The organism is Achromobacter maghribensis (assembly GCF_057334215.1).
In genome coordinates this window covers 18259-42066 of the sequence record NZ_JBHFII010000024.1, presented here as the reverse complement: position 1 = coordinate 42066, position 23808 = coordinate 18259, and the positions used below count along the sequence as shown (strand labels likewise).

Here is a 23808-nt window from a genome sequence, read left to right as displayed (position 1 = left end):
TCCCGTAGTTTTCAGCCGCCCCGTTTTCTTCCCTTCCCTTTTCCAGCCGCCCGACGGATCCCCGCCCGATGAATGCCATCCGCACGAAGTCCGATTCAGCAGAACCCCTGCGTCACGATATCCGGCTGTTAGGCCGCCTGTTAGGAACGGTCATCGAGGAATGCGAAGGCAAGCGCGTCTTCGACACCATCGAAACGCTGCGCCGCACGGCCGTGAAATTCCGCCGCGAAGGCAATGAAGCGGACAGCAAACTGCTGGAGCAACGCGTCAAGCGTCTGCAAGGCAACGACCCGAACTCCGTCGCGCGCGCGTTCAGCTACTTCCTGCACCTGGCCAACATCGCCGAAGACCGCGATCAGAACCGCCGGCAGCGCGCCCGCGCCCTGGCCGACGACAGCGCCGCGCGCGGCAGCCTGCGTGACGCGGTGCAGACGCTGGCCAAGCATGGCGTCGGCGCCGCCCGCATCCGCCGCCTGCTGGCCGAAGCCTGCGTCATGCCGGTACTGACCGCCCACCCCACCGAAGTGCAGCGCAAAAGCACCCTGGACGTCCATCGCGAAATCGCCTCGGCGCTGACGCAGCGGGACGGCCCGCTGACGCCGGAAGAGCTGGCGCAACTGGATGCCTCCCTGCTTGGCCGCGTCGCCACCCTGTGGCAAACGCGCATGCTGCGCTACACGCGCTTGACGGTGGCCGATGAAATCGAGAATGCGCTGTCGTACTACCGCAGCACCTTCCTGCAAGTCATCCCGCGCCTGTATGCGGACCTGTCCAGGCTGCTGAACCGCGAACCCGCCAAGCCGTTCGCCGCGCCGCCCCCGCCGCTGGAGCCTTTCCTGCGCATGGGCAGCTGGATCGGCGGCGACCGCGACGGCAACCCGAACGTGGACGCCAGTACCTTGGAACGCGCGCTGCTGCGCCAGGCCACGGTGCTGTTCGAACACTACCTGCAAGAGGTCCACGCGCTGGGCGCGGAGCTGTCGATCACGACGTTGCTGATCTCGGCCAACCCCGAACTGCTGGCGCTGGCCGACAGCAGCGGCGACGATTCCCCGCATCGCAGGGACGAGCCCTACCGCCGCGCGCTGGTGGGCGTCTACGCGCGCCTGGCCGCCACGGCACAAGGACTCACCGGCCAGGACCTGGCCCGACGCAGCACGGTAGCGGCGCCGCCCTACGGCGGGCCTGAGGAACTGTCGGCCGATCTGGCCGTGATCGCCGCGTCGCTGGCCGCCCACCATGGCGCGCCCCTTGGCAAGTTGCGGTTGGCGGGGTTGCAGCAGGCCGTGGAGGTCTTCGGTTTCCATTTGGCCACGGTCGACCTGCGCCAAAGCTCCGACGTGCATGAACGCGCGCTGGCTGAATTGTTCGCCCTTGCCGGCACGCAGCACAACGGCCAGACGCTGGACTACCTGGCGTTGAGCGAAGACGAGCGCGTGGCGCTGCTGCGCGCCGAACTGGCGCAAGCGCGCCCGCTGGCGTCGCCCTGGATCGCCTACAGCGAAGACACCACGCGCGAACTGGCGGTGCTGCGCGCCGCAGCCGCCGGCCGCGCCCGCTACGGCAAGCAGGCCGTGCGCCAGACCATCGTGTCGCATACCGAGACCCTGAGCGATCTGCTGGAAGTGATGGTGCTGCAGAAAGAGGCCGGTCTGATCGCACCTGCCGGCCAGGACATCGCGCCGGAAGACGGCCTGATGGTCGTGCCGCTGTTCGAGACCATCCCCGACTTGCAGCGCGGCGCCGAGATCATGGCCGCGTGGCTGGATTTGCCCGAAGTGCGCCAGCGCGTGCAACGGGCGCAAAATGGCGCGCAGGAAGTCATGCTGGGTTATTCGGACAGCAACAAGGACGGCGGCTTCCTGACGTCCAACTGGTCGCTGTACCAAGCCGAACGCGCCCTGGTCGACGTGTTCTCGGCCCGCCACGTGCGCCTGCGCCTGTTCCACGGCCGCGGCGGTTCGGTGGGCCGCGGCGGCGGCTCAAGCTTCGACGCGATCCTGGCACAACCCCCGGGCACCGTGGCCGGGCAGATCCGCCTGACCGAACAAGGCGAAGTGATCCAAAGCAAGTACAAGGACGCCGAGGTTGGCCGCTGGCACCTGGAACTGCTGGTGGCCGCCACGCTGGAATCCAGCCTGGCCCCACGCGCCGAAGCCACTAGCGCCGAAGACGCGCACATGGCGCACCACGGCCCCGCGATGTCATTCATGTCGGACATGGCGCAGCGCACGTACCGCGGCCTGGTCTATGACACGCCGCGCTTCGCGGAATATTTCTTCGCCGCGACCCCGATCAGCGAGATCGCGGGCCTGAACATCGGTTCGCGCCCCGCGTCGCGCAAGAAGGGCCAGCGCATCGAAGACCTGCGCGCCATTCCCTGGGGCTTTTCGTGGGCGCAGTGCCGCCTGATGCTGACGGGCTGGTACGGCATGGGCTCCGCTATCGAGGCCTACCTGGAAACCGGCGCCCCGGACGCCCCGCGCTCGCGCCGCGGCCGGCTGGCGCAGTTGCGCGAGATGGCTCGCGACTGGCCGGCCTTCCGCACGCTGTTGTCCAACATGGAAATGGTCTTGGCCAAGTCGGACCTGGCCATCGCCGCCCGCTATGCCCAACTGGTGCCGCAACGCGCCCTGCGCGACCGCATCTTCGGCGCCATCAGCGCCGAACACGCCCGCACGCTGGCCATGCTGAAGCTCTTGACCCAACGCGAACTGCTGGCCGACAACCATACCCTGCAAGATTCCCTGCGCGAACGCTTCGCCTATATCGACCCGCTGAACTACCTTCAGATCGATCTGATCCGTCGCCATCGCGCGGCGCAGAAACACCCGGACGCCGAGATTGATAAACGCGTGCAACGCGCGATCCATCTGACGATCAACGGCATCGCGGCGGGGTTGCGCAACTCCGGCTGACGGGGTGCCCCATGAGGAACCCGCGGCGGACGGCCGGCAAGGCGGTCTGTCGCGGAGGATGCCGGCGCCGCAGCGTGGCAAGGCACGTCTGGCGCCTGGCTGCCGCGCCGAAACGTCCACCAGATGAACGCCAAAAAAACCCCGTTTGTCCATCCTCGATGACTTTTAGTACTATTCTGCTCAGAAATTCTATATACGCACAAATGTTCGCATATAGAACAAAATGACTTTTCTGGCCTCGCTGCACGGAAAGGCACCCTAGGAAGAGACAGAGATCACCCTGATTCGCCTGCGTGCCCGACTGAACAGCAGCGGCCTGCAAGACAGCACCGAGCGAACCATCATGGATACTCTCCTCAAGAATATCGCCGTCATCGGCGCAGGCGCGATGGGCAGCGGCATCGCCGCGCTATTCGCCTCGAAGGGACTCGACATCGTCCTGATCGACCCGATGGAAGGCGCCCTTGAGCGCGCGTTGAAAACCATCGATCGCCAATTGAACGTCTACGCCCCTGGCGGCGTTCAAGAAGCCATCCAGCGCATCCGCTTCGACCCCAGCCTGGACGCCGCCGCAAGCTGCGACCTCGTCATCGAAGCGGTGCCGGAGAACCTGGAACTCAAGCGCGGCATCTTCGCCAAGCTGGATGCGTTGTGCCCCCCGCACACGCTGTTCGCCACCAATACCTCGGGCCTGTCCATCAACGCCATCGCCAGCGCGGTCACGCGCCGCGACCGCTTCGTGGGCACCCACTTCTTCACCCCGGCCGACGTCATTCCGCTGGTGGAAGTCGTGCGCAACGACGACACCTCGGAAGCCACCGTCGCCCAGGTCATGGCCACGCTGCGTTTCGCGGGCAAGCGGCCCGTGCTGGTGCGCCAGGACATTCCCGGCTTCATCGCCAACCGCATCCAGCACGCGCTGGCCCGCGAAGCGATCTCGCTGCTGGAAAAGGGCGTTGCCAGCGCTGAAGACATCGACGAAGTGGTCAAGTGGAGCCTCGGCATCCGCCTGGCCCTGTCCGGCCCGCTGGAACAGCGCGACATGAATGGCATCGACGTGCACTACGCGATCGCCAGCTACCTCTACAAAGACCTGGAAAACCGCACCGAACCGTCCGAGCTGCTAAAGAACAAGGTCGAAAGCGGCCAGATCGGCGCCAAGAGCGGCCAGGGTTTCTACACCTGGAGCCCTGAACGCCGCGAACGCGTGCTGCGCGAAAAAAGCGCCACGCTGGGTGAACTGGCCGCGTGGCTGAACAGCAAGGCCGGCGACGCCTGAGGGCGCCTCCTCGAATTCAAGACCAATAAGGCGCGGGGGCCACGGCCCATCGCGCCAACGGGCCACGAGCCCGACCACACAAAGAAAACCAGACGTCGCACCCGCCCACGCCGCCACCCGGCCGCCAGGCAGGGCCAGACACTAAAGAACCCGCCTACGGAGTTATTGGAGGCACCATGAATAAACTCGCTTCATTCTTTACCGAGCTGATGCGCAAGTATCTGCCCGATCCTTTCGTTTTCGCGATTGCGCTGACCTTGCTGACCGTGCTGCTGGCCATGGGCATCGAAGGCCAGAGCATCGGCGACGTCACCCGCGCCTGGGGCAAGGGCTTCTGGAGCCTCCTGGCCTTCACGACCCAGATGGCCGTGATCCTGGCGATGGGCTACGTGCTGGCCACCGCGCCGCTGACCGATCGCCTGTTGAACCGCATCGTCAGCCACGTGCACAAGCCGCACACCGCCATCATCGTCGCGACGCTGGTCGGCGGCGTGGGCAGCTACCTGAACTGGGGCTTCGGCCTGGTCATCGGCGGCATCGTCGCCAAGAAGCTGGCGCTGAAGGTCAAGGGCGTGCACTACCCCCTGATCATCGCGGCCGCCTATAGCGGCTTCACGATGTACGGCCTGGGCCTGTCCGCCAGCATCCCGGTGCTGGTCGCCACGCCCGGCCACCCCACCGCCAAGCAGATGGGCACCATCCCGCTGTCGGAAACCATCTTCTCGGTGCCCATGCTGATCACCAGCCTGGTCATCATCATCACGCTGCCGCTGCTGAACGCCTGGCTGCACCCCAAGAAGGGCGAGAAGATCGTTGAAGTGGACCCGGCCATCGACCGCGACGCCAATGCCTCCAACGCCAGCGAAGACATGCTGGAAAAGGGCACCATTGCCTCGAAGCTGAACAACAGCCGCATCCTGAGCCTGCTGATCGGCGCGCTGGGCATTGCCTACGTCACGTTCCACTTCATGGACGGCGGCTCGCTGGACCTGAACCTGATCAACTTCATCATTCTGTTCCTGGGCATCATCCTGCTGGGGACGCCGGCCGCCTACGTGGCCAAGCTGACCGAAGGCATCAAGACGATCTCCGGCATCATCCTGCAATACCCGTTCTACGCCGGCATCATGGCCATCATGGCCGCATCCGGCCTGGTGACGTCGATCTCGCAGGTGTTCGTGGACTTCGCCACGCCGGCCACGCTGCCGTTCTGGGGCCTGATCAGCTCGTTCTTCATCAACTTCTTCGCGCCGTCGGCCGGCGGCCACTGGGTCATCCAGGGTCCGTTCATGATTGACGCCGCCAAGGAAATCGGCAGCGCAATGAACCAGACGACCATGGCCGTCATGCTGGGCAACGCCTGGAACGACCTGGTGCAACCCTTCTGGATCCTGCCGGCGCTGGCCTTGTCGAAGCTGAAGCTGCGCGACGTGATGGGCTACACCGTCATCATGATGCTGTGGGTGGGCGTGATCCACATCACCGCCGTGCTGGCCTGGGGCTACGCCACGCACTGATAGGTCCCCCCTACGCGCTCCGCGGAAACGCCGGAGCGTTGCGGGGAGCCGCGTTTTTTTGTCTTGAACGGGAACTGATATGAGCAAACCGACTGCGTATCTCGTCACCGGCGGCAGCGCCGGCATTGGCGCCGCCATCATCCGCATGCTGCTGGATGCGGGCCACAAGGTGGTCAACATCGACTACCGCCTGCCCGAGAATCCGCCGGCCGGGCTGGTCTCGTATCAGGCCGATCTGACCGATGAAGCGCGCACCAAGGAAGTGGCCGCCGAAGTCACCGCCGCCTACAACATCGTGGGCCTGGTGAACAACGCGGGCGCGACACGCCCGGGCACCGCCGACACGGCCACGCTGGCGGATCTGGACTATGTGGTGAACCTGCATCTGCGCACGGCGTTGATCCTGGTGCAGGCCGCGTTGCCCGCCATGCGCGAAGCCGGCTTCGGCCGCATCGTGAACATGTCGTCGCGCGCGGCGCTGGGCAAGCCGGACCGCGTGGTCTATTCCGCCACCAAGGCCGGCCTGGTGGGCCTCACCCGCACGCTGGCCATGGAGCTGGGCGGCGACGGCATCACCGTCAACGCCATCGGCCCCGGCCCCATCGCCACGGACCTCTTCACGAAGAGCAATCCGGCCGGCGCTCCGCAGACCGAACGCATCATCAACAGCATCGTCGTCAAGCGCCTGGGCACGCCGGAAGACGTGGCGCGCGCCGCCATGTTCTTCCTGTCGCCCGATAATGGTTTCGTGACCGGACAAATGCTGTATGTCTGCGGCGGCACCACGTTGGGCGTCGCCCCGATCTGAGCCCGGCCGCCATGCCCGCCCAGCCTTGCCTCCTGCCCCGCCGCCAGGTTCGCCTAGCGGCGCAGCAGCGCGTGGTTGATCTGGTCGGCGGCGTGCCGCAAGGGCGGCAAGAAGGCTTCCAGCATGGCCTCTCGCGAGAAACGATTGGAATGGCCGCTGACGTTCATCGCGGCGATCACCCGGCCGCTGCGATCGATGATGGGCACCGCGACCGACTGCAGGCCGGGTTCCAGTTCCTGCGCCACGCAGGCATAGCCGTCGGCCCGCACGCCAGCCAGCACGCGCTTGAGCTCGGCGATGTCGGTCACCGTATCGGACGTATAGGACTGGATCTGGCTCATGGCCAGCACCCGGTCCAACTCCGCTTCCGGCAGGCCGGCCAGCAGCACGCGTCCCATCGACGTCACCCATGCCGGAAGGCGGCTGCCCACGGCCAGGTTGATGGTCATGACCTTGTGCGTGGACAGGCGCAGGATATAGACGATATCCGCCCCTTCCAGCACCGACACGGAGCACGACTCGCGCGTGAGTTCGGCCACTTCTTCCATGTAGGGCAGCGCCAGGTTCCACAACGGCGTACCCGACAGGTAGGCGTAGCCCAGCTCCAGGATGCGCGGCGTCAGCGCGAATTTGCGGTCGAAGGCGGTGACGTAGCCCAGGTGTTCCAGGGTCAGCAGGATGCGGCGCGCGCCGGCGCGGGTCAGCCCCGTCACCGCGGCCACTTCGGACAGCGTCATCTGCGAGCGGTCCGGGCCGAAAGCCCGGATCACCGACAGGCCACGCGCGAACGACTGCACGTAACTGTCGCTGGGTTGCTGGGTATCTTGCTCCGCCATCCGTCTGGTCTCACGAGAAAAAAGCTCGCCACTGGCGAGCCGTCCGTTGCCCTTGAAGGCAACGCAAAACAATGGAAGATCGCGCTGCGCCAGCTTGCCTTGACGCTATGCGGTCCCCATGAAACGATGTTCTTCAGAAGAACGAAAGTTCTAATGAAGAACAAATTATGACACGCCACCTATGAGCGAACATCATGATCTCTAAGCTTGTTGCAAGCGCGGCGGCCGCCCTGGCGGACGTACCCGACGGCGCCACCGTCATGATCGGCGGCTTCGGCACTGCCGGCCAGCCCATGGAATTGATCGACGCCCTGCTCGAACAGGGCGCGAAAGACCTGGTCATCATCAATAACAACGCCGGCAACGGCACCACCGGCCTTGCCGCCCTGCTCGGCGCGAACCGCGTGCGCAAGATCATCTGCTCGTTCCCGCGCCAGGCGGACTCGCAGATTTTCGACGGCCTGTACCGCAGCGGCAAGCTGGAGCTGGAACTGGTGCCCCAAGGCAACCTGGCCGAGCGCATCCGCGCCGCCGGCGCCGGCATCGGCGCGTTCTTCTCGCCCACCGGCTACGGCACCCCGCTGGCCGACGGCAAGGAAGTCCGCGAAATCAACGGCCGCCACTACGTGCTGGAATACCCCCTGCATGCCGACTACGCGCTGATCAAGGCCGAACGCGGCGACCGCTGGGGCAACCTGGTCTACCGCAAGACCGCCCGCAACTTCGGCCCCATCATGGCCAGCGCCGCGCGCGTGGCCGTGGCGCAAGTGCGTGAAGTGGTCGAGCTGGGCACGCTGGACCCCGAAACCGTCGTCACCCCCGGCATCTTCGTGCAACGCGTCGTGCAGATCGACGCCACGCCGGCCGCCAAGGAGCAGCAATGAGCACCAAACTGACCCGCGACCAGATCGCCGCCCGCGTCGCGCAGGACATCCCTGAAGGCGCCTACGTCAACCTGGGCATCGGCCTGCCCACGCTCGTCGCCAACCACCTGCCAGCCGACCGCGAAGTCATCCTGCATACCGAAAACGGCATGCTTGGCATGGGCCCCGCGCCCGCCAAGGGCCAGGAAGACTACGACCTGATCAATGCCGGCAAGCAGCCCGTTACCGAGCTGCCAGGTTGCTCGTTCTTCCATCACGCCGACTCGTTCGCCATGATGCGCGGCGGCCACCTGGACATCTGCGTGCTGGGCGCCTTCCAGGTGTCGCAGCACGGCGACCTGGCCAACTGGCACACCGGTGCGCCCGACGCCATCCCCGCCGTGGGCGGCGCGATGGACCTGGCCATCGGCGCCAAGGACGTCTTCGTGATGATGGAATTGCAGACCCGCGAAGGCCAGAGCAAACTGGTCGACGCCTGCACCTACCCGTTGACGGGTGTGCGCTGCGTGTCGCGCGTGTACACGGACGTGGCTGTGTTCGACATCCGCGCCGACGGCGTGACCGTCATCGACATGTTTGGCGACGTCACCGCCGACGAACTGCTGGCCCTGACCGGCCTGCCGCTGAAGTTTTCCCGCTAATCAGGAGCCCCCATCATGCTGTTCATGGTTCAAATGCAAGTCAATCTTCCCGTCGACATGCCGGCCGAACGCGCCGACAAGCTGAAGGCGGACGAAAAGGCCCTGGCCCAACAACTGCAACGCGACGGCAAGTGGAAAGAGCTGTGGCGCGTGGTGGGCCGCTACGCCAACGTCAGCATTTTCGACGTCGAAAGCAATGACGAGCTGCACACGCTGCTGGCGTCGCTGCCGCTGTTCCCGTACATGGACATCAACGTCACGGCGCTGGCGCGCCATCCCTCGGCGATCTGACAGGAGCACTTCATGCCCTACATCATCGAAACGTTCGACAAGCCCAACCACCAGGAAGTGCGCCAACAGCATCGCGCGGCGCACCTGGAATACCTGGACGCCAACAAGCAGTTGCTGCTGGCGTGCGGCGCCAAGCTGCAAGATGACGGCAAGGACGCTGGCGGCGGCCTGTACATCGTCGACCTGGACACGCGCGAAGCCGCGCAGCAGTTCATCGACGCCGATCCGTTTTCGCAGGCCAACCTCTTCGACCGCGTGACCATCACGCGCTGGCGCAAAGCCTACGTCGACGGCACCTGCCACCTGTAATCCTGTCGCGGCCGCCTTTTTTGCGCGGCCGCGTTTTCATCCGAGGTATCCCACATGGCTTACGCCGAACTCAGCCAGGCACGGCTGTTCTACGTCATCGATGGCCCTGCCGACGCGCCGGTGCTCGTGCTCTCCAATTCGCTGGGCACCTGCTCCGACATGTGGGCCCGCCAGATCCCCGAACTGACCAAGCACTTCCGCGTACTGCGCTACGACACCCGCGGCCACGGCAAGTCCTCCATCCCCGATGGCGAATACACCTTCGCGCAATTGGCGGGCGACGTCGCCGAACTGTTGGCGCACCTGAACATCAAGCAGGCCCACTTCTGCGGCCTGTCCATGGGCGGCCCCACCGGCATCGCGCTGGCGCTGGCACACCCGCAGCTCGTCACCAAGCTGATCCTGTGCAACACGGCCGCGCGCATCGGCTCGGCCGAAGGCTGGAGCACCCGCATCGCCGCCGTGGCCGATCAGACCCTGGAAAAGATGGCCCCCACGCTCGTCGAACGCTGGCTGACCGACGACTACCGCGCGGGCGAACCCGGCCTGACGCAAGTGCTGATCGACATGCTGCGCCGCACGCCCGACGCCGGTTACTCGGCCAACTGCGCAGCGCTGCGCGACGCCGATTACCGCGCGCAAGTGTCGGCGATCACCGCGCCCACGCTGGTCATCAGCAGCGCGCACGATCTGGCCGCCACGCCCGCCCAGGGCAAGGAGCTGGCCGCCGCCATCCCGGGCGCTCGTTATGTCGAACTGAACACCTCCCACATTTCCAACTGGGAGCAACCGGAAGCCTTCACCCGCGCGGTCGTCGACTTCCTGACGGAGTAACCGCATGCAGCGCTGGAAACACCGGCCCGAAGGCTCCAACTGGGGCGACTTCGGGCCCGACGACCAACTTGGCCGCCTGAACCTCATCACCGAGGCGCAAGTCTTGAAAGGCGCGCAAGAAATCCGTGCCGGCAAGACGTTCTGCCTGTCGTTGCCCCTGGACCTTCCCGGTGGCAACGTACTGAACCCGCGCCGCCATCCGCCGCAGCTCAGCCCTACCAGGCTTGCGGATACGCCGTACCTGAACTTCCCGCTGAAGAACGTCAACCCGGATGCCGTCGACGTGCTGAGCGACGACCAGGTGCTGCTGTCCATGCAGTACTCCACGCAGTGGGACGCGCTGGCGCACGTGGGCGCGCTGTTCGACGCCGACGGCGACGGCAAGCCCGAGCTGCGCTACTACAACGGCTTCCAGGCCGGCGTCGACGTCGTGGGGCCGGCCGACGGCGACCACACGGGTTGCGGCTGCAACAGCGGCGGCCCGTCGGCCGCGCTGAAGCTGGGCGTGGAACATCTGGCGCAGAAAGGCATGCAAGGACGCGGCGTGCTGGTGGACCTGTTCCGCCATTACGGCCCCGGCCGCACGCTGATCGGCCACGCCGAACTGATGCATGTGCTGCAAACGGATGGCATCACGGTCGAAAGCGGCGACATGCTGGTGCTGCGCACCGGTTACGCCGAAGCCGTCGTGGCCATGAACGGCACGCCGGACCCCAACGTGCTGCACACCTACGGCGCCGCGCTGGACGGCACCGACGCCGCATTGCTGCAATGGATCACGGACAGCGGCATCGCCGCCATCTGCGCGGACAACTACGCGGTCGAAGCCTACCCGGCCCGCGAAAAGACCGGCCCGCGCGCCATGCTGCCGCTGCACCACCATTGCCTGTTCAAGCTGGGCTTGCCGCTTGCCGAGCTGTGGTATTTGAAGGACCTGGCGGACTTCCTGCATGCAAGCGGACGCCATCACTTCATGCTGACGGCCCCTCCGCTGCGGCTGCCGCACGCAATCGGCTCGCCGGTCACCCCAATCGCCACGGTGTAGGGCAACCGTAAACAAAAAGCGCCAGACTACGCGTCTGGCGCTTTTTTTTGGTGCCGACAGAACGAACCGCCGGTCAGCCCTTCAAGCACGTGCTCATGAAGGTCTTGCGCTTATCGCCGGTGAGTTTCTGTTCGCCAGCGGTGGCGTTGCAGTCCTTCATCTTTTGCTGCTGCGGCGTCAGTTGCTTGGCGGGCGCGGGGGCTTCGCCTTTCAGGCAGCTGCTCATGTAGGTCTTGCGGTCGTCGCCCGTCTTACCGGTGGCCGACTTGTTGCAGTCCGCCATGCGCTGCTGTTGCGGCGTGGGCGTCTTGGCAGGCGCGGGCGCGGCGGGGGTCTGCGCATACGCCCCGAAAAAACATGCGGACAACACAATGGCCGAGGCCAGCTGGCTAGTACGGGAAAGCATGAGTTTCTCCCTTGGGCGTTAAGCGTCCGCCTGGCGCAGGGTCGCGCATGACAGCGAACGGCACGATCTGCCGGCCAGTTGCCGGCCCGGCCATCATCGAACAAACCGCCAGGCTGCGCAAGCGCGGAAAGGTTAAGAAAAGCCAGGAAATCGCGCGCCGGACATTCAGCTTTTCGACAGCCGAAAGGCGCAAGCCAGAGACATTCCGATGCATTTGTGCCATCCCTTATCGAATATGGGAACAAGCCGCGCAACCTGTTACCCATTCATCCTTTTGACCCGTTGTGCGCGGTTGCGGAAAGGTGTGAGATACAGCTGTCCGCGCGATACGCGGGCGGCGAAGACGGCGGCGCGGACAAGCAGGCGCCCCGACGCCAGCGTCCCAGGAGACCTTCCATGAAACTCGCCCTTGCCTCTGTCGTCTTGCTTGCCGGCCTGTCCGGCGCCGCCGGCGCCCAAAGCCTGGCTTACGGCGTCACCCTGGGCAACGTGCAGGCGGTGCGCGACACGAACATGAACCTGTCGACCATTACGGGATCGCTCGCCAACCAATCAGGCCGGCCCATTTCCAGCGCCGTGCTGACCTTCGTGTTGTATGACGCGCAAGGACGCGAAGTCGGACGGGTCAACGACGACGTCATCGGCCCCATGGCGCCGGGCCAGATCCGCTTGGTGAAAGCGATCACGCCACTGCAATTCACCCGAGTCACGGTGTTGGACGTACGCGCCCAATAAAGGGGTTGCCCCCCGGTGGAAAAAACCCTTCTGGAATCAGGGTTTAGACAGGTGGCTGTGGGGACAAGTATGGGAAAATTCGGCTTGTCGACTCGATAACAGGGGCTTCCACACGAAGCCCCTTATTGCGTCTGTCGGCGTGCCAGCAGGCCTGGCCTTGTTACTAGGAAGCGAAGATCATGTTCCCAAAAAGACTCACCGAAGGCTATCAATCGTTCCTGGACGGCCGTTTCCATTCGGAAAGCAGCCGCTATCAGAAACTGGCCGAACTGGGCCAAAGCCCCGAAATCCTGTTGATCGGCTGCTGCGATTCCCGCGTCTCCCCTGAAGTGATCTTCGACGCCGGGCCCGGCGAGATGTTCGTGGTCCGCAACGTGGCCAACCTGGTGCCGCCCTGTGAGCCCGACTCTGAATCGTCTTATCACGGCACCAGCGCCGCGATCGAATTCGCGGTCAACGGGCTGAACGTCAAGCACATCGTCGTGCTGGGCCACGCCTCTTGCGGTGGCATCCGGTCGTTCTTCGACGACGCCAAGCCCCTGTCCAAGGGTGACTTCATCGGCAAGTGGATGTCGCAGATCGAGCCCGTGGCCGAACGCCTGGGCCCCGGCACCGGCGACCGCCAGACCAAGCTCAAGCGCCTGGAACTGGCCGTGGTCGAACACAGCCTGAACAACCTGATGACGTTCCCGTCCATCCGCCGCCGCGTGGAAAAGGGCGACCTGGAACTGCATGGCACCTACTTCGGGGTGGCCACCGGCGTGCTGTTCCTGCGCAACCCGGAAACCGGCGAATTCGAGCCCTGCCTGGAAACCGGCACCAACGGCTAAACGCCGGCGCGGCCGGCGCGGCGCTTACACACGATAAGCCTGCGCCAGCCGCTCGTAGTTGTTCTTCAGGATGATCCCCGCGTAGTACACGTGTTCGCGCATCAGGTCTTCGGCGCGCGCGCCGTCGCGCGCGATGATCGCGCTGACGATCCGGTGGTGGTCATCGTGCGAACGCAGGATGATCCCGTGGTCTTCCCACAGGATGATGCGATCCGACGCATAGGGAATGGCCTGCGCCTGCGTGGCGAAGCGCTTGACCCACGGGTTGCCCGCCGCTTCCAGGATGCCGTTGTGCAAGGTGATGTTCACCTTCTGGTACGGCAAGTGATCTTCGGCCAGCAGCACCCCTTTCGCCAGAATCCGGTCGCCCTCGTCCAGGCAGTTTTTCAGTACGGCCACCGCATCGTTGGTCAGCCCGCGCAAGGCCGCCTGCCGGCAGGCCAGCCCTTCCAGCGCGGCGCGCACTTCATAGGCTGCCACGATCTCGCCGATGTCATAGGCGCGCACCGTATAGCCGCGCTTGGGCAAATGCTCCAGCAAGCCTTCGTTGCCCAAGGTGGCCAGCGCCGCGCGCACCGGCGTGCGCGACACCCCCAGTTTCTCGGCCAGCGGAATTTCTTCCAGACGGGCGCCCGGGCTGAATTGGCCGTGCAGCACCCAGTCCCGCAGCGTATCGGTAACGTGTTGAGATAGCGTGTCCATGCCCGCATTGTATACATGAAGAATACATGCGGGAATTGATCGCGCCCCTACCTCCGTGCTTTCCCTAGTGTCTATGCCCTAAATCAAAGGATGATGCGGGTAAGCCCCTATACCTGTGAATCCACCATGTATACATAATCGCAAAAAATTCAAATCAGCGGCCAAGCCTGCCCAGGCAGACGGCACGCCAATCAGGAGACAGCATGTCCAATGTATCCACGCCCGCGGCACCTGGCGCGGCTTCCCGTCTTGCGCTGGTAACCGGCGGCGGCGGCGGCATCGGCGCCACCATCTGCCAGGAATTGGCGCGCGCGGGATTCCGCGTCGTGGTGTCGGATGTGGATGCCGCGCGTGCCAGACGCGTGGCCGATGAGCTGGGCGCGCCGCATGCCGCCCACGCGTTCGACGTCAGCGACGAAGCCGCGGTGGAAGGCGCGTTCGATGCCATCGAAGCCCGGCACGGCCCGATCGCCGTGTTGGTCAGCGCCGCCGGATTGCTGCTGTTCCAGCCCGACGGCGAACGCCCCTTGATCAAAGACACCACGCTGGACATCTGGGAACGCAGCTTCGCCGTCAACGCGCGCGGCGTGTTCCTGTGCGGCCGCGCCTATCTGCGCCGCCGCGAAGCCACGCCGCTGGCGCATGGCCGCATCGTCACCTTCACGTCCGTCGCCGCTCAGCTTGGCGGCTACCGCTCCAGCGCGTCGTACATCGCCGCCAAGTCGGCCGTGCTGGGCCTGACCAAAGCCATGGCGCGCGAATCCGCGCACCTGGGCGTCACCGTCAACGGCATCGCGCCGGGCCTGATCGACACCGACATGCTGCGCAGCACGGTCACCAGTAGCGGCGCGCTTGCCGCGGCCGCGCAGGCCATCCCGCTGGGCCGCATCGGCACGGTGGACGACGTGGCCGCCGCGGTGCGCTTCCTGGCATCTGAAGAAGCCGGCTACATCACCGGCAGCGTCATCGACGTGAACGGCGGCTACCGCATGCAGTAAGGCAATCCGGCGGCACGCCGGCCTATGCAGCAAAGCGCCGCACACACAGGCGCGTATTTCAAAAAAAACGGGAGACAAGACATGAATCAACGTAGTCGCTACGCGGCCGCCGCGGCGCTTTGCGCGTGGGCCTTCTCGACAGGCGCGCAAGCGCAGCAAGAGCCGGGCATTACAGACAAAACCATCAAGATCGGCCTGTTCGCGCCATTGTCCGGCAGCGGCATGGCCTATGGTTTCGACGTGCTGAACGCCGCCAAGATGTGGTACGCCAAGGTCAACAAGGAAGGCGGCGTGCATGGCCGCCAGATTGAACTCATCATCGAGGACGACCGCTGCAACGCCAACGACCTGGTCGCCGCCGTGAAGAAACTGAACGAGCAGGACAAGGTATTCCTGCTGAACGGCGGCTCGTGCTCGGCGGCCGTCGTCGCCTCGCGCGAGTACATCGAACGCGAGAAAGTGCCGCTGGTCATGCTGAACGCCTCGGGCGACGGCGCGCTGTATCCGCCGTCCAAGTACATCTACGGCGCCTTCTCGATTTCGCAGCACGCCGTGGGCGGTTCCATGGTGCAGTTCGCGTCCGAACAGCTGAAGGCCAAGAAGATCGGCTACATCAACCACGACGACGCCTACGGCGGCTGGAACCTGGAGGCGGCGCAAGCCCAGGCCAAGCACCTGGGCGACCTGGGCCTGCAGGTGCAGTCGGTCAATCCCAATATCACCGACGTCACGGCGCCCATGCTGAAGATACGCGCCGGCAACCCGGACGTGCTGCTGCTGACCACCTACGCTCGTCCCGCCGCGCTGATCATCAAGAAGGCCCAAGAGCTGGGCTGGAACAAGCCCATCGTGCTGGCCGTGAATGGCACCGCCGACCTGAAGCAGCTGGTGGAGAACGTGGGCAACAAGGACGCCTTCAAGAACGTCTACATCCAGGACGTGCTGTCCGACGTGCCCGGCGGCCCCAAGCTGACCTGGGTGTACGACATGTACAAGCAGTCCTACCCGGACCTGGCCGCCAAGCCCGGCCATCCGCAGACCTACATGCCCTATGGCCTGCCGCCCGCGATGGCGGTGGTGAATGCGCTGAAGGCCGCCGGCCCGCAACCCACGCGCGAGAAGGTCTTGCAGGCGTTGGAAACGATGAAGTTCGACTCGGGCGTCATGGCCGGCCCCATCGAGTTCGGCCCGACCGACCGCGCCGCGCAGGAATCCGCCATCTACATCAAGTTCGACGGCACCGCCATGACGCTTGTTCCCGGCGCATTCAAGAGCGTCTGGCAATACCAGAAGTAGGCCTGCGGCCTGTCACAGACCGAGCCCGCGCCGTGGCGCAGCACCGCGCGGGCCGCCGGAGAACATCATGAGCTTTGCCGATTTCTGGTTGTTCCTGCAGCAAGGGGTGCTGTCGGGACTGGTGACGGGCAGCGTGTACGCGCTGCTGGCCGTCGCCGTCGTCATCATTTTCAAGACCACCGACGTGCCCAATTTCGCCCAGGGCGAAATCTTCATGGTGGGCGGCTACATCGCCCTGTTCCTGACGCTGGTGATGGGCTGGCCGTACCTGGCCGTCATCCCCGTGACGCTGGCCGCCGTCGCCATCGTGTCGGGCCTTTTCCAGCGTGTCGTGATGGAACGCGTTATTGCCTCGAAAGGCGTGGGCGTGCAGATGGTCATCGCCACGCTGGGGCTTGCCTATGCCTTGAAGGGGCTGGTGCGGCAGACCGGGCTGGGCGACACGCCACGCTCGCTACCGCCGCTGGCCCCGACCGATGCCGTCATCATCGGCGATGCCGTGCTGACGCAGCTGGACATGGTGATCTTCGCCGTGGCGGTGGGCGTCATGCTGCTGCTGTTCGCGATGTTCACCTACACCCGCGTCGGCCGTGCCATGCGCGCCGTCGGCATGAACCCCAAGGCCGCGCGGCTGACGGGCGTGAACCTGACGCGCATCCGCATGATGGTGTGGGCGCTGTCGGGACTGATCTCGGCCGTGGCCGCGCTGCTGATCACGCCCAAGATTCTCATCACCCCGGACATCGGCCACATCGCCATCCTGGCCTACGCGGCCGCCATCGTGGGCGGCATCACCAGCCTGCCCGGCGCGGTGGTGGGCGGCTTCGTGATCGGCGTGGCCGAAAACCTGGTGGGGCTGTTCATTTCGACCAACGCCATCGTGGTCGCCCCGTTCGTGGCCATCATGGTCGTGCTGCTGCTGCGTCCGCAAGGTTTGCTGGGCGGCAAATTGCAGGTGAAGAAAGTATGAGCAACAAGATCGATCGCACCTTGCTGGCGCTGATGGCCGTGGCGCTTGCCGCCCTGCCCTTCGTGGCCAGCGGCTATGTCATCTACGTCGTCAACCTGTTGATGGTGTTCGTCGTGCTGGCGTTGGGCCTGCATCTGGTCATCGGCGAAACCGGGCAGTTCGCGCTGTCGCATGCCGCGTTCTACGGCGTGGGCATCTACACCGCCGGCCTCATCAACAATCTGTGGCATCCGCCGTTCTTCATCTCGATCATCGCGGGGGGCATGCTGGCTGCGGCGCTGGGCTATCTGATCGGCGCGCTGGCGCTGCGCATGCGCGACATCTACCTGGCGCTGTCGACCTTTGCGTTCGGCGAAGCCATGCAGTGGGTGTTCTTGAACTGGCAGTCGGTCACCAATGGATCGAACGGCTTCCGGATATCTCCGGCCACGCTGTTCGGCTACGAACTGGTGTCGGACCTGAAGGCTTATCCCTTCGTCGTGCTGATCGCCGCGCTCTTGCTGTGGGCCACCATCGCCCTGTCGCGCTCGCAGCTGGGATCCGCCTTCCGCGCGGTGCGGGAAAGCGATGTGGCCGCGCAGGCGATGGGGGTGAACGTCAACGCCATCAAGCGCACCGCCTTCACGCTGTCGGCGGCCTACGCCGGCATCGCGGGCGGCATGTACACCACCTTCGCGTCGTTCATCCATCCAGAGAGCCTGGGTTTCCAGACCACCATCCTGATCCTCACGATGGTAGTGGTGGGCGGCATCGGCTCGGTACGCGGCGCCATCGCGGGCGCGCTGGCGTTCGGGTTGATCTCGGAACTGCTGCGCCAGGCGCTGTCGTTCCAGGAGATCATTTACGGAGTCATCCTGATGGGCTTCATGATGTTCGCGCCAAAAGGCCTGTTCGCCGGCCGTGACGCGCGCCGTCGCGCACCGCCCCCGGCGGCGCCGCTACCCGCCGCTGCGCGTTCTGGCGCAGGCGCCGCCAAGGGCGCTCAAAGGAGCGCGGCATGAGCGAACATCCCTATCTGGACGTGCAGGGCCTGACCGTGAAGTTTGGCGGCCTGACCGCCATCAACGGCCTGTCCATGCAGGTGGAGCGCGGCCGCATCCACGCGCTGATCGGGCCCAATGGCGCCGGCAAATCCACCACCTTCAATTGCATTTCGCGCTACTACCGCCCCAGCAGCGGCAGCATCCGGTTCAATGGCGCCGACATCACCAAAAAGAAGCCGCACGAAATGGCCGCGCTGGGCGTCGCCCGCACGTTCCAGAACCTGGAATTGTTCGGCGCGTTGAGCGTGCGTGAAAACGCGCTGCTGGGCACCTATGCCCATGGCGCCAACCGCGCAGGCAAGCTGCTGCGCCCGGCGGCGGCCGAATCGCGCGAGCGCGTCGAGCACCTGCTGGAACGCGTGGGCCTTTCGGACTTCATGGACACGCCGGCATGCAGCCTGGACTTCGGCCGCCAGAAGATGCTGGAGCTGGCCCGCGCGCTGGCAATCTCGCCCAAGCTGCTGCTGCTGGACGAGCCGGCTGCAGGCCTGCGCAACCGCGAGATCGAAACGCTGGACCGCCTGCTAACCGAACTGTGCGAACGCGACGGCATCACGGTGCTGCTGGTAGAACACGTGATGCAGTTGGTGATGTCGATTTCCGACCGCATCACCGTCATGTCCTTCGGCGAGAAGATCGCGGAAGGCACGCCCGCGGAGGTGCGCAGCAATGCCCGCGTGATCGAAGCCTATCTGGGCAAGGGAGCCGCAGGTGGCTGACATTCTTTTGGAAATCGACGCGGTCTCGGCCGCCTACGGCAATATCCGCGCGCTGCAGGACGTGTCGCTGAAAGTGCCGCAAGGCGCCATCGTTGCGCTGCTGGGCGCCAATGGCGCAGGCAAATCCACCACGCTCAACGTGGTCTCGCGCCTGGTCGCGCCTACGGCGGGCAGTGTGCGCTTTGCGGGCGAGGCCATCCACCGCCTGGCGGCCGACGCCGTGGTGGGCCGCGGCATCGTGCAGGTGCCCGAAGGCCGCGAGATCTTCCGCGACATGAGCGTGCGCGAGAACCTGGAAATGGGCGCCTACCTGCGCCGCGATCGCACCGCCGTGAAGCAGGACCTGGACATGGTCTGCGACACCTTCCCGCGCCTGCGGGAACGGTTCGAGCAAAAGGCGGCCACGCTGTCCGGCGGCGAACAGCAGATGCTGGCCACGGGCCGCGCCATGATGGCGCGGCCACGCATGATTTTGCTGGACGAGCCATCAATGGGTCTGTCGCCCCTGGTGGTCGAGCAGATTTTCGACATCGTGCTGCGGCTGAACCGCGAACAGGGCATCACCATCCTGCTGGTGGAACAGAACGTGAAGCTGGCGCTGTCGGTGTCCAGCTACGCCTACATCCTGGAAAACGGCGAGATCGCCCTGGAAGGCGAATCCTCGCGGCTCGCCAGCGACGAAGGCGTGCAGCGCGCCTATCTGGGCGCCTGACGCGCCGCGAAGGACAGACCATGACATCGATGATGCAAGACAAGCGGGTTCTCGTCACAGGCGCCGGGCGCGGCCTGGGCGCCACCATCGCGCAGGGCTTCGCCCGGCAGGGCGCGGCGGTCATCGTGGCGGATATCGACGCGGCGCTGGCCGCAGGCACCGCGCAGGCGATCCGCGAGGCGGGCGGCCGGGCGTCGGACGCCGTGCTGGACGTGACCGACGCCGACGCCGTCCGCGCCTTCGCGGCCCACTGCGCGGCGCGCCACGGCAATCTGGACATCCTGATCAACAACGCCGGGATCTCGGCGCGCGCGCCGTTTGACGACCCGCAAACGCCCGCCATCTGGGACCGCGTCATGCAGGTCAACCTGCAAGGCACGTTCAACGTCACCCATGCTTTTGTCGAGCAGCTCAAGGCCACGCGCGGCGTCATCGTCAACCTGTGCTCCATCGTGGCATACGGCTGCGGCATCTCGACCGCGGGCTACGTGGTGTCCAAGGGCGGCGTGCGCTCGTTCACCGAAGTGGTGGCCCGCGACCTCGGCCCCCATGGCGTGCGCGTGAACGCGGTGGCGCCCGGCCTGATGGAGACCGAGATGACGGCGGGCCAGCGCGCACAAGCCCACGGCACCGATTGGTACATGAACCGCGCGCCGCTGGCGCGCGCCGGCCGCGCGGACGAAATCGTCGGCCCCGTCCTGTTCCTGGCCTCGGACATGGCCAGCTATGTGAACGGCGTGGTGCTGCCCGTGGACGGCGGCTACCTGGCCGTATAAGGAGACATCATGGATCTGGGTACGGCATTGGTCACGGGAGGCGCTAGCGGCATGGGCCTGGCAATCGTCGAGCGCCTGGCGCGCGACGGCTTCAGCGTCGTGATGGCAGACCGCAACGGTGCGCTGGCGGAACAGGAATCCAAAGCGCTGCAAGCGCAGGGGCTGACGGTTACGCACCGCGTGGTGGACCTGACCGACGAAGCCGCCACGCGCGCGCTGGTCCGCACGCTTGCGCCCTTGGCCGCGTTGGTCAACAACGCCGGCCTATTCGACGAACGCAAGTTCTTCGAAGTCGATTCGGACGATTACCGCCGCGCGTTCGACGTCAACCTGCTGGCGGTGGCCACGCTGACGCAGGAAGCCGCACGCACCATGGCGGCCGGCGCCAAGGTCGTCAACATCGCATCGCGCGCCTATCTGGGCGCGAAGAACCATCCGCACTACGTGGCCTCGAAGGCCGCGCTGGTCGGCTACACCCGCGCCGCCGCGATGGAGCTGGCCGGGCGCGGGATACTCGTCAACGCCATCGCCCCGGGGCTTATCGATACGCCGCTCTTGCGCAACCTGACGCCTGAACGCCTGGCCGCGCAACTGGCGTTGCAGCCGACCGGCCGCGCGGGCCAACCGCAAGACATCGCCAATGCCGTGTCCTTCCTGGCCGCGCCGCACATGGATTTCATTACGGGCCAGGTCCTCTTCGTTGATGGCGGCAAATCGCTGGGCGGGTCAGGAGCATAAGCAGCATGGACAGCATCAAGTGGGACAAGGAGGTCGACGCGCTGGTGGTCGGCTCCGGTGCAGGCGGCATGGCGGCGGCGCTGACCGCGCACGCGGAAGGGCTGGACGTTTTGCTGGTCGAGAAGACCCACCGCATTGGCGGTTCGACGGCGATTTCCGGCGGCGCGCTCTGGATACCGTTGAACGCCCAGACCGACGCCGCCGGCCACCCCGACAACTTCGACAAGGTCTGGACCTATCTTGCGCAGACCGTCGGCGCCGCGGCGTCCGACGACATGAAGCGCGCGTATCTGGACGCTGGCCCGCGCATGATGGACTACCTGGTGTCGCACGGTTTCCTGGACGTAGCCGCGCGCACCGCGTCGCCCGACTACTACCCTGACCTGCCGGGCGCGGCGCTGGGCGGCCGGTCGCTGGACCCGGTGGAATTCGACGGCCGCAAACTGGGCCGCCACTTCCGCACGTTGCGCGACCCGTTGAAGGAATTCACCGTGCTGGGCGGCATGATGGTCAACATCACCGATGTGCGCCACTTGCTTCGCGCCACGCGTTCCATCGCCGCCTGGCGCCACAGCATGAAGCTGGTGCTGCGCTTCGTGGCGGACCGCGTGCGCGGCTACCATCGTGGCACCCGGCTGCTGCTGGGCAACGCCTTGGCCGCGCAACTATTCCATGGCGTGATCACGCGCGGGGTCGAATACTGGCTGGACGCGCCGGTGCAGGTCCTGCACCGCGACGCCGCGGGCCGCGTGCTGGGCGCATCGGTCAAGCGGGACGGAAAAACCTTGAACGTCCGCGCGCGGCGAGGCGTGGTGATGGCGACCGGCGGCTTTCCCTGGGACCGCGAGCGCCGCGCGCGCACCTATCCGCAACCCAGCGGCGACTGGTCCATGTCCCCGCGCGACAACACCGGCGACGGCATCCGGCTGTCGGAACAGGCGGGCGCCGCCCTGGGCGCCGGCTACGCCAGCCCCGCGTTCTGGGCGCCGATATCCATCCTGGAATCCGCCGATGGCAAGCGCCTGCATTACCCGCATCTGGTGTGGGACCGCGCCAAGCCCGGCCTGATTGCCGTGAACAGCGCGGGCAAGCGCTTCGTAAACGAATCCACGTCGTATCACGAGTTCGTGCAGGGCATGCAACGCAGCAACGAGACCGTGCCCAGCATCCCGGCGTTCCTTATCTGCGACCAGCGGTTCATCGATACCTGGGGGCTGGGCCTGGCATTGCCGGGCGGCCGCCCCCGCCAGCACCTGATCGACGCCGGCTATCTGATCCAGGCGCCGACGCTGGCCGCATTGGCCACGAAGATCGGCGTGCCGGCCGACGCGCTGGAAGCCACCGTCGCGCGCTACAACACCTATGCGGCGCAAGGCCAGGACCCGGATTTCGGCAAAGGCGGCACCGCCTACAACCGCTATCTGGGCGACCCCGACCATCAGCCCAACCCTTGCCTGGCGCCGCTTGCCGCCGGCCCCTGCTACGCCGTCAAGGTCTACGCCGGCGACATCGGCACCGCCTGCGGCATCGCGGCGAACGCCAACGCCCAGGCCGTGGACGCCACGGGCGCACCCATCCCCGGCCTGTATGTGGCCGGCAACGACATGCACTCCGTAATGGGCGGCGCCTATCCGGCTCCCGGCATCACGCTGGGCCCCGCCCTGACGTTCGGCTGGGTGGCTGGACAACACCTGGCCCATGCACAACACTGACGCCTCTCTACCGCCAAGGACCTCCCATGAAGATCTTCCACTCGCCTGCTTCGCCGTTCGTCCGTAAATGCATGGTCGTCGCGCATGAACTCGGACTGGCCGACCGCATCGAAAAGCTGCCCAGCGCCGCTGGCCCTGTTGCCCGTGACCAGACGATCATTCCCAGCAACCCGCTGGGCCAGGTGCCGACCTTCATCACCGACGACGACCAGTCGATCTTCGACAGCCGCGTGATCTGCGAATACCTGAACGCACTGGGCGGCGGCGCGCTGTTTCCCGCCGACGGCACCCGCTGGCAGGTGTTGACGCAGCAATCGATGGCCGACGGCATGATGGGCGCCGCCTTGCTGGCGCGCTATGAAACCGCGCTGCGCCCCGAAGCGCTGCGCTGGGACGGCTGGATCGACGGCCAGTTGGGCAAGGTCCGCGACGGCCTGGCCCTGATCGAAAAACACGCCGCGTCGCTGCAAGGCCGCCTGGACATCGGCGTCATCACCATCGGCTGCGCGCTGGGCTACCTGGACTTCCGCTTCCCCGACCTGAACTGGCGCGACGGCCACCCCGCCACCGCCGCCTGGTACGAAGCCTTCAGCCAACGCCCGTCCATGCAGGCCACCAAGCCCTGAACAGTTTTGGGCTGGCGGCATGGCCGGGAAATCCCGCCGGAGTCCCGTCCCGCCGCCCGCCTGGTACGGCGCCGCCCCCCGGGACGCCGCCGCTCGGGCCCCAGGCTTCGGCCTGGGGCTTTTTTTGCCTCGGGGGGCAGCAAGCTCGCGTAGCGTGGGGGCTTTTTTTGCCGTCGGGCCGCC

At 65.8% G+C, this 23808-nt stretch carries 25 protein-coding genes; 22 read left to right on the top strand and 3 right to left on the bottom strand.

Annotated elements, in window-relative coordinates:
- Nucleotides 1-68 precede the first annotated feature (68 nt).
- The 4 genes from ppc (at nt 69) to ACE039_RS10600 (ending at nt 6522) form a co-directional block, all read left to right on the top strand.
- On the top strand, nt 69-2918 hold the full coding sequence (gene ppc, locus ACE039_RS10615; protein ID WP_485822342.1) for a phosphoenolpyruvate carboxylase: 2850 nt from the start codon (nt 69-71) through the stop codon (nt 2916-2918).
- Between the two features lie 343 nt (nt 2919-3261).
- Nucleotides 3262-4197 (top strand): 3-hydroxyacyl-CoA dehydrogenase family protein, encoded by a 936-nt coding sequence (locus tag ACE039_RS10610; protein WP_485822341.1) that lies wholly within the window; start codon nt 3262-3264, stop codon nt 4195-4197.
- A gap of 176 nt (nt 4198-4373) precedes the next feature.
- Nucleotides 4374-5714 carry a short-chain fatty acid transporter gene (locus tag ACE039_RS10605; RefSeq protein WP_332609915.1) on the top strand — a complete coding sequence of 447 codons (1341 nt, stop codon included), beginning with the start codon at nt 4374-4376 and terminating at the stop codon, nt 5712-5714.
- A gap of 79 nt (nt 5715-5793) precedes the next feature.
- Entirely contained in the window at nt 5794-6522 is a 729-nt protein-coding gene (locus tag ACE039_RS10600; RefSeq protein ID WP_046803263.1) for an SDR family NAD(P)-dependent oxidoreductase, read from the top strand.
- A 53-nt stretch (nt 6523-6575) separates the two neighbouring features.
- On the opposite strand, the gene ACE039_RS10595 is transcribed toward ACE039_RS10600, so the two are convergent.
- Nucleotides 6576-7358, bottom strand: a complete 783-nt coding sequence (locus ACE039_RS10595) for an IclR family transcriptional regulator (protein ID WP_310034442.1) — start codon at nt 7356-7358, stop codon at nt 6576-6578.
- A 194-nt stretch (nt 7359-7552) separates the two neighbouring features.
- Between ACE039_RS10595 and ACE039_RS10590 the strand changes: the two genes are divergently transcribed.
- From ACE039_RS10590 to ACE039_RS10565, 6 genes are read left to right on the top strand one after another with little or no spacing between them, the layout of a single operon-like run.
- Nucleotides 7553-8242, top strand: a complete 690-nt coding sequence (locus ACE039_RS10590; protein ID WP_105558706.1) for a 3-oxoacid CoA-transferase subunit A — start codon at nt 7553-7555, stop codon at nt 8240-8242.
- Nucleotides 8239-8883 carry a 3-oxoacid CoA-transferase subunit B gene (locus ACE039_RS10585; protein ID WP_485822340.1) on the top strand — a complete coding sequence of 215 codons (645 nt, stop codon included), beginning with the start codon at nt 8239-8241 and terminating at the stop codon, nt 8881-8883. The genes ACE039_RS10590 and ACE039_RS10585 overlap by 4 nt, the downstream gene beginning before the upstream one ends.
- 15 nt (nt 8884-8898) lie before the next feature.
- Entirely contained in the window at nt 8899-9174 is a 276-nt protein-coding gene (gene catC / locus ACE039_RS10580) for a muconolactone Delta-isomerase (protein WP_006227165.1), read from the top strand.
- 12 nt (nt 9175-9186) lie between these two features.
- Nucleotides 9187-9483, top strand: a complete 297-nt coding sequence (locus ACE039_RS10575; RefSeq protein ID WP_006216052.1) for a YciI family protein — start codon at nt 9187-9189, stop codon at nt 9481-9483.
- Nucleotides 9484-9537: 54 nt separating this feature from the next.
- Nucleotides 9538-10317 carry a 3-oxoadipate enol-lactonase gene (gene pcaD / locus ACE039_RS10570; protein ID WP_485822339.1) on the top strand — a complete coding sequence of 260 codons (780 nt, stop codon included), beginning with the start codon at nt 9538-9540 and terminating at the stop codon, nt 10315-10317.
- Nucleotides 10318-10321: 4 nt separating this feature from the next.
- Nucleotides 10322-11362: a cyclase family protein gene (locus ACE039_RS10565; RefSeq protein ID WP_448708224.1), complete on the top strand. Its 1041-nt coding sequence runs from the start codon at nt 10322-10324 to the stop codon at nt 11360-11362.
- 73 nt (nt 11363-11435) lie between these two features.
- Here ACE039_RS10565 and ACE039_RS10560 read toward each other — a convergent pair whose 3' ends face one another.
- Entirely contained in the window at nt 11436-11768 is a 333-nt protein-coding gene (locus ACE039_RS10560; protein WP_313459461.1) for a PsiF family protein, read from the bottom strand.
- Between the two features lie 396 nt (nt 11769-12164).
- On the opposite strand from ACE039_RS10560, the gene ACE039_RS10555 reads away from it, so the two are divergent.
- Entirely contained in the window at nt 12165-12503 is a 339-nt protein-coding gene (locus ACE039_RS10555) for an FxLYD domain-containing protein (protein WP_105558711.1), read from the top strand.
- 179 nt (nt 12504-12682) lie between these two features.
- Nucleotides 12683-13333 carry a carbonic anhydrase gene (locus ACE039_RS10550; protein ID WP_105558712.1) on the top strand — a complete coding sequence of 217 codons (651 nt, stop codon included), beginning with the start codon at nt 12683-12685 and terminating at the stop codon, nt 13331-13333.
- A gap of 24 nt (nt 13334-13357) precedes the next feature.
- Here the strand turns inward: ACE039_RS10550 and ACE039_RS10545 are convergent, their stop codons facing one another.
- Nucleotides 13358-14035, bottom strand: coding sequence for a GntR family transcriptional regulator (locus ACE039_RS10545; protein ID WP_105558713.1), 678 nt, complete (start codon nt 14033-14035; stop codon nt 13358-13360).
- Nucleotides 14036-14238: 203 nt separating this feature from the next.
- On the opposite strand from ACE039_RS10545, the gene ACE039_RS10540 reads away from it, so the two are divergent.
- The 10 genes from ACE039_RS10540 to ACE039_RS10495 all read left to right on the top strand — a co-directional run bounded on the left by ACE039_RS10540 (nt 14239) and on the right by ACE039_RS10495 (nt 23625).
- Nucleotides 14239-15033 (top strand): SDR family NAD(P)-dependent oxidoreductase, encoded by a 795-nt coding sequence (locus ACE039_RS10540; protein ID WP_105558714.1) that lies wholly within the window; start codon nt 14239-14241, stop codon nt 15031-15033.
- 81 nt (nt 15034-15114) lie between these two features.
- Nucleotides 15115-16329, top strand: a complete 1215-nt coding sequence (locus ACE039_RS10535; protein WP_485822338.1) for an ABC transporter substrate-binding protein — start codon at nt 15115-15117, stop codon at nt 16327-16329.
- A 67-nt stretch (nt 16330-16396) separates the two neighbouring features.
- A complete protein-coding gene (locus tag ACE039_RS10530; RefSeq protein ID WP_105558716.1) occupies nt 16397-17299 on the top strand; it encodes a branched-chain amino acid ABC transporter permease in 903 nt (300 codons plus the stop codon).
- Nucleotides 17296-18300 carry a branched-chain amino acid ABC transporter permease gene (locus ACE039_RS10525; protein ID WP_313459452.1) on the top strand — a complete coding sequence of 335 codons (1005 nt, stop codon included), beginning with the start codon at nt 17296-17298 and terminating at the stop codon, nt 18298-18300. Before ACE039_RS10530 ends, ACE039_RS10525 begins: the two co-directional genes overlap by 4 nt.
- Complete coding sequence (locus tag ACE039_RS10520; protein WP_105558718.1) at nt 18297-19061, top strand: ABC transporter ATP-binding protein; 765 nt, start codon at nt 18297-18299, stop codon at nt 19059-19061. The genes ACE039_RS10525 and ACE039_RS10520 overlap by 4 nt, the downstream gene beginning before the upstream one ends.
- Nucleotides 19054-19773, top strand: coding sequence for an ABC transporter ATP-binding protein (locus ACE039_RS10515; protein ID WP_448708226.1), 720 nt, complete (start codon nt 19054-19056; stop codon nt 19771-19773). The genes ACE039_RS10520 and ACE039_RS10515 overlap by 8 nt, the downstream gene beginning before the upstream one ends.
- A 20-nt stretch (nt 19774-19793) precedes the next feature.
- Nucleotides 19794-20549: an SDR family NAD(P)-dependent oxidoreductase gene (locus ACE039_RS10510; RefSeq protein WP_485810858.1), complete on the top strand. Its 756-nt coding sequence runs from the start codon at nt 19794-19796 to the stop codon at nt 20547-20549.
- Nucleotides 20550-20558: 9 nt separating this feature from the next.
- Nucleotides 20559-21287 (top strand): SDR family NAD(P)-dependent oxidoreductase, encoded by a 729-nt coding sequence (locus ACE039_RS10505; RefSeq protein ID WP_448713198.1) that lies wholly within the window; start codon nt 20559-20561, stop codon nt 21285-21287.
- A gap of 5 nt (nt 21288-21292) precedes the next feature.
- Nucleotides 21293-22999 carry an FAD-binding protein gene (locus ACE039_RS10500; RefSeq protein ID WP_485822337.1) on the top strand — a complete coding sequence of 569 codons (1707 nt, stop codon included), beginning with the start codon at nt 21293-21295 and terminating at the stop codon, nt 22997-22999.
- A gap of 26 nt (nt 23000-23025) precedes the next feature.
- Entirely contained in the window at nt 23026-23625 is a 600-nt protein-coding gene (locus ACE039_RS10495) for a glutathione S-transferase (RefSeq protein ID WP_485822336.1), read from the top strand.
- The last annotated feature ends 183 nt before the right edge of the window (nt 23626-23808 follow it).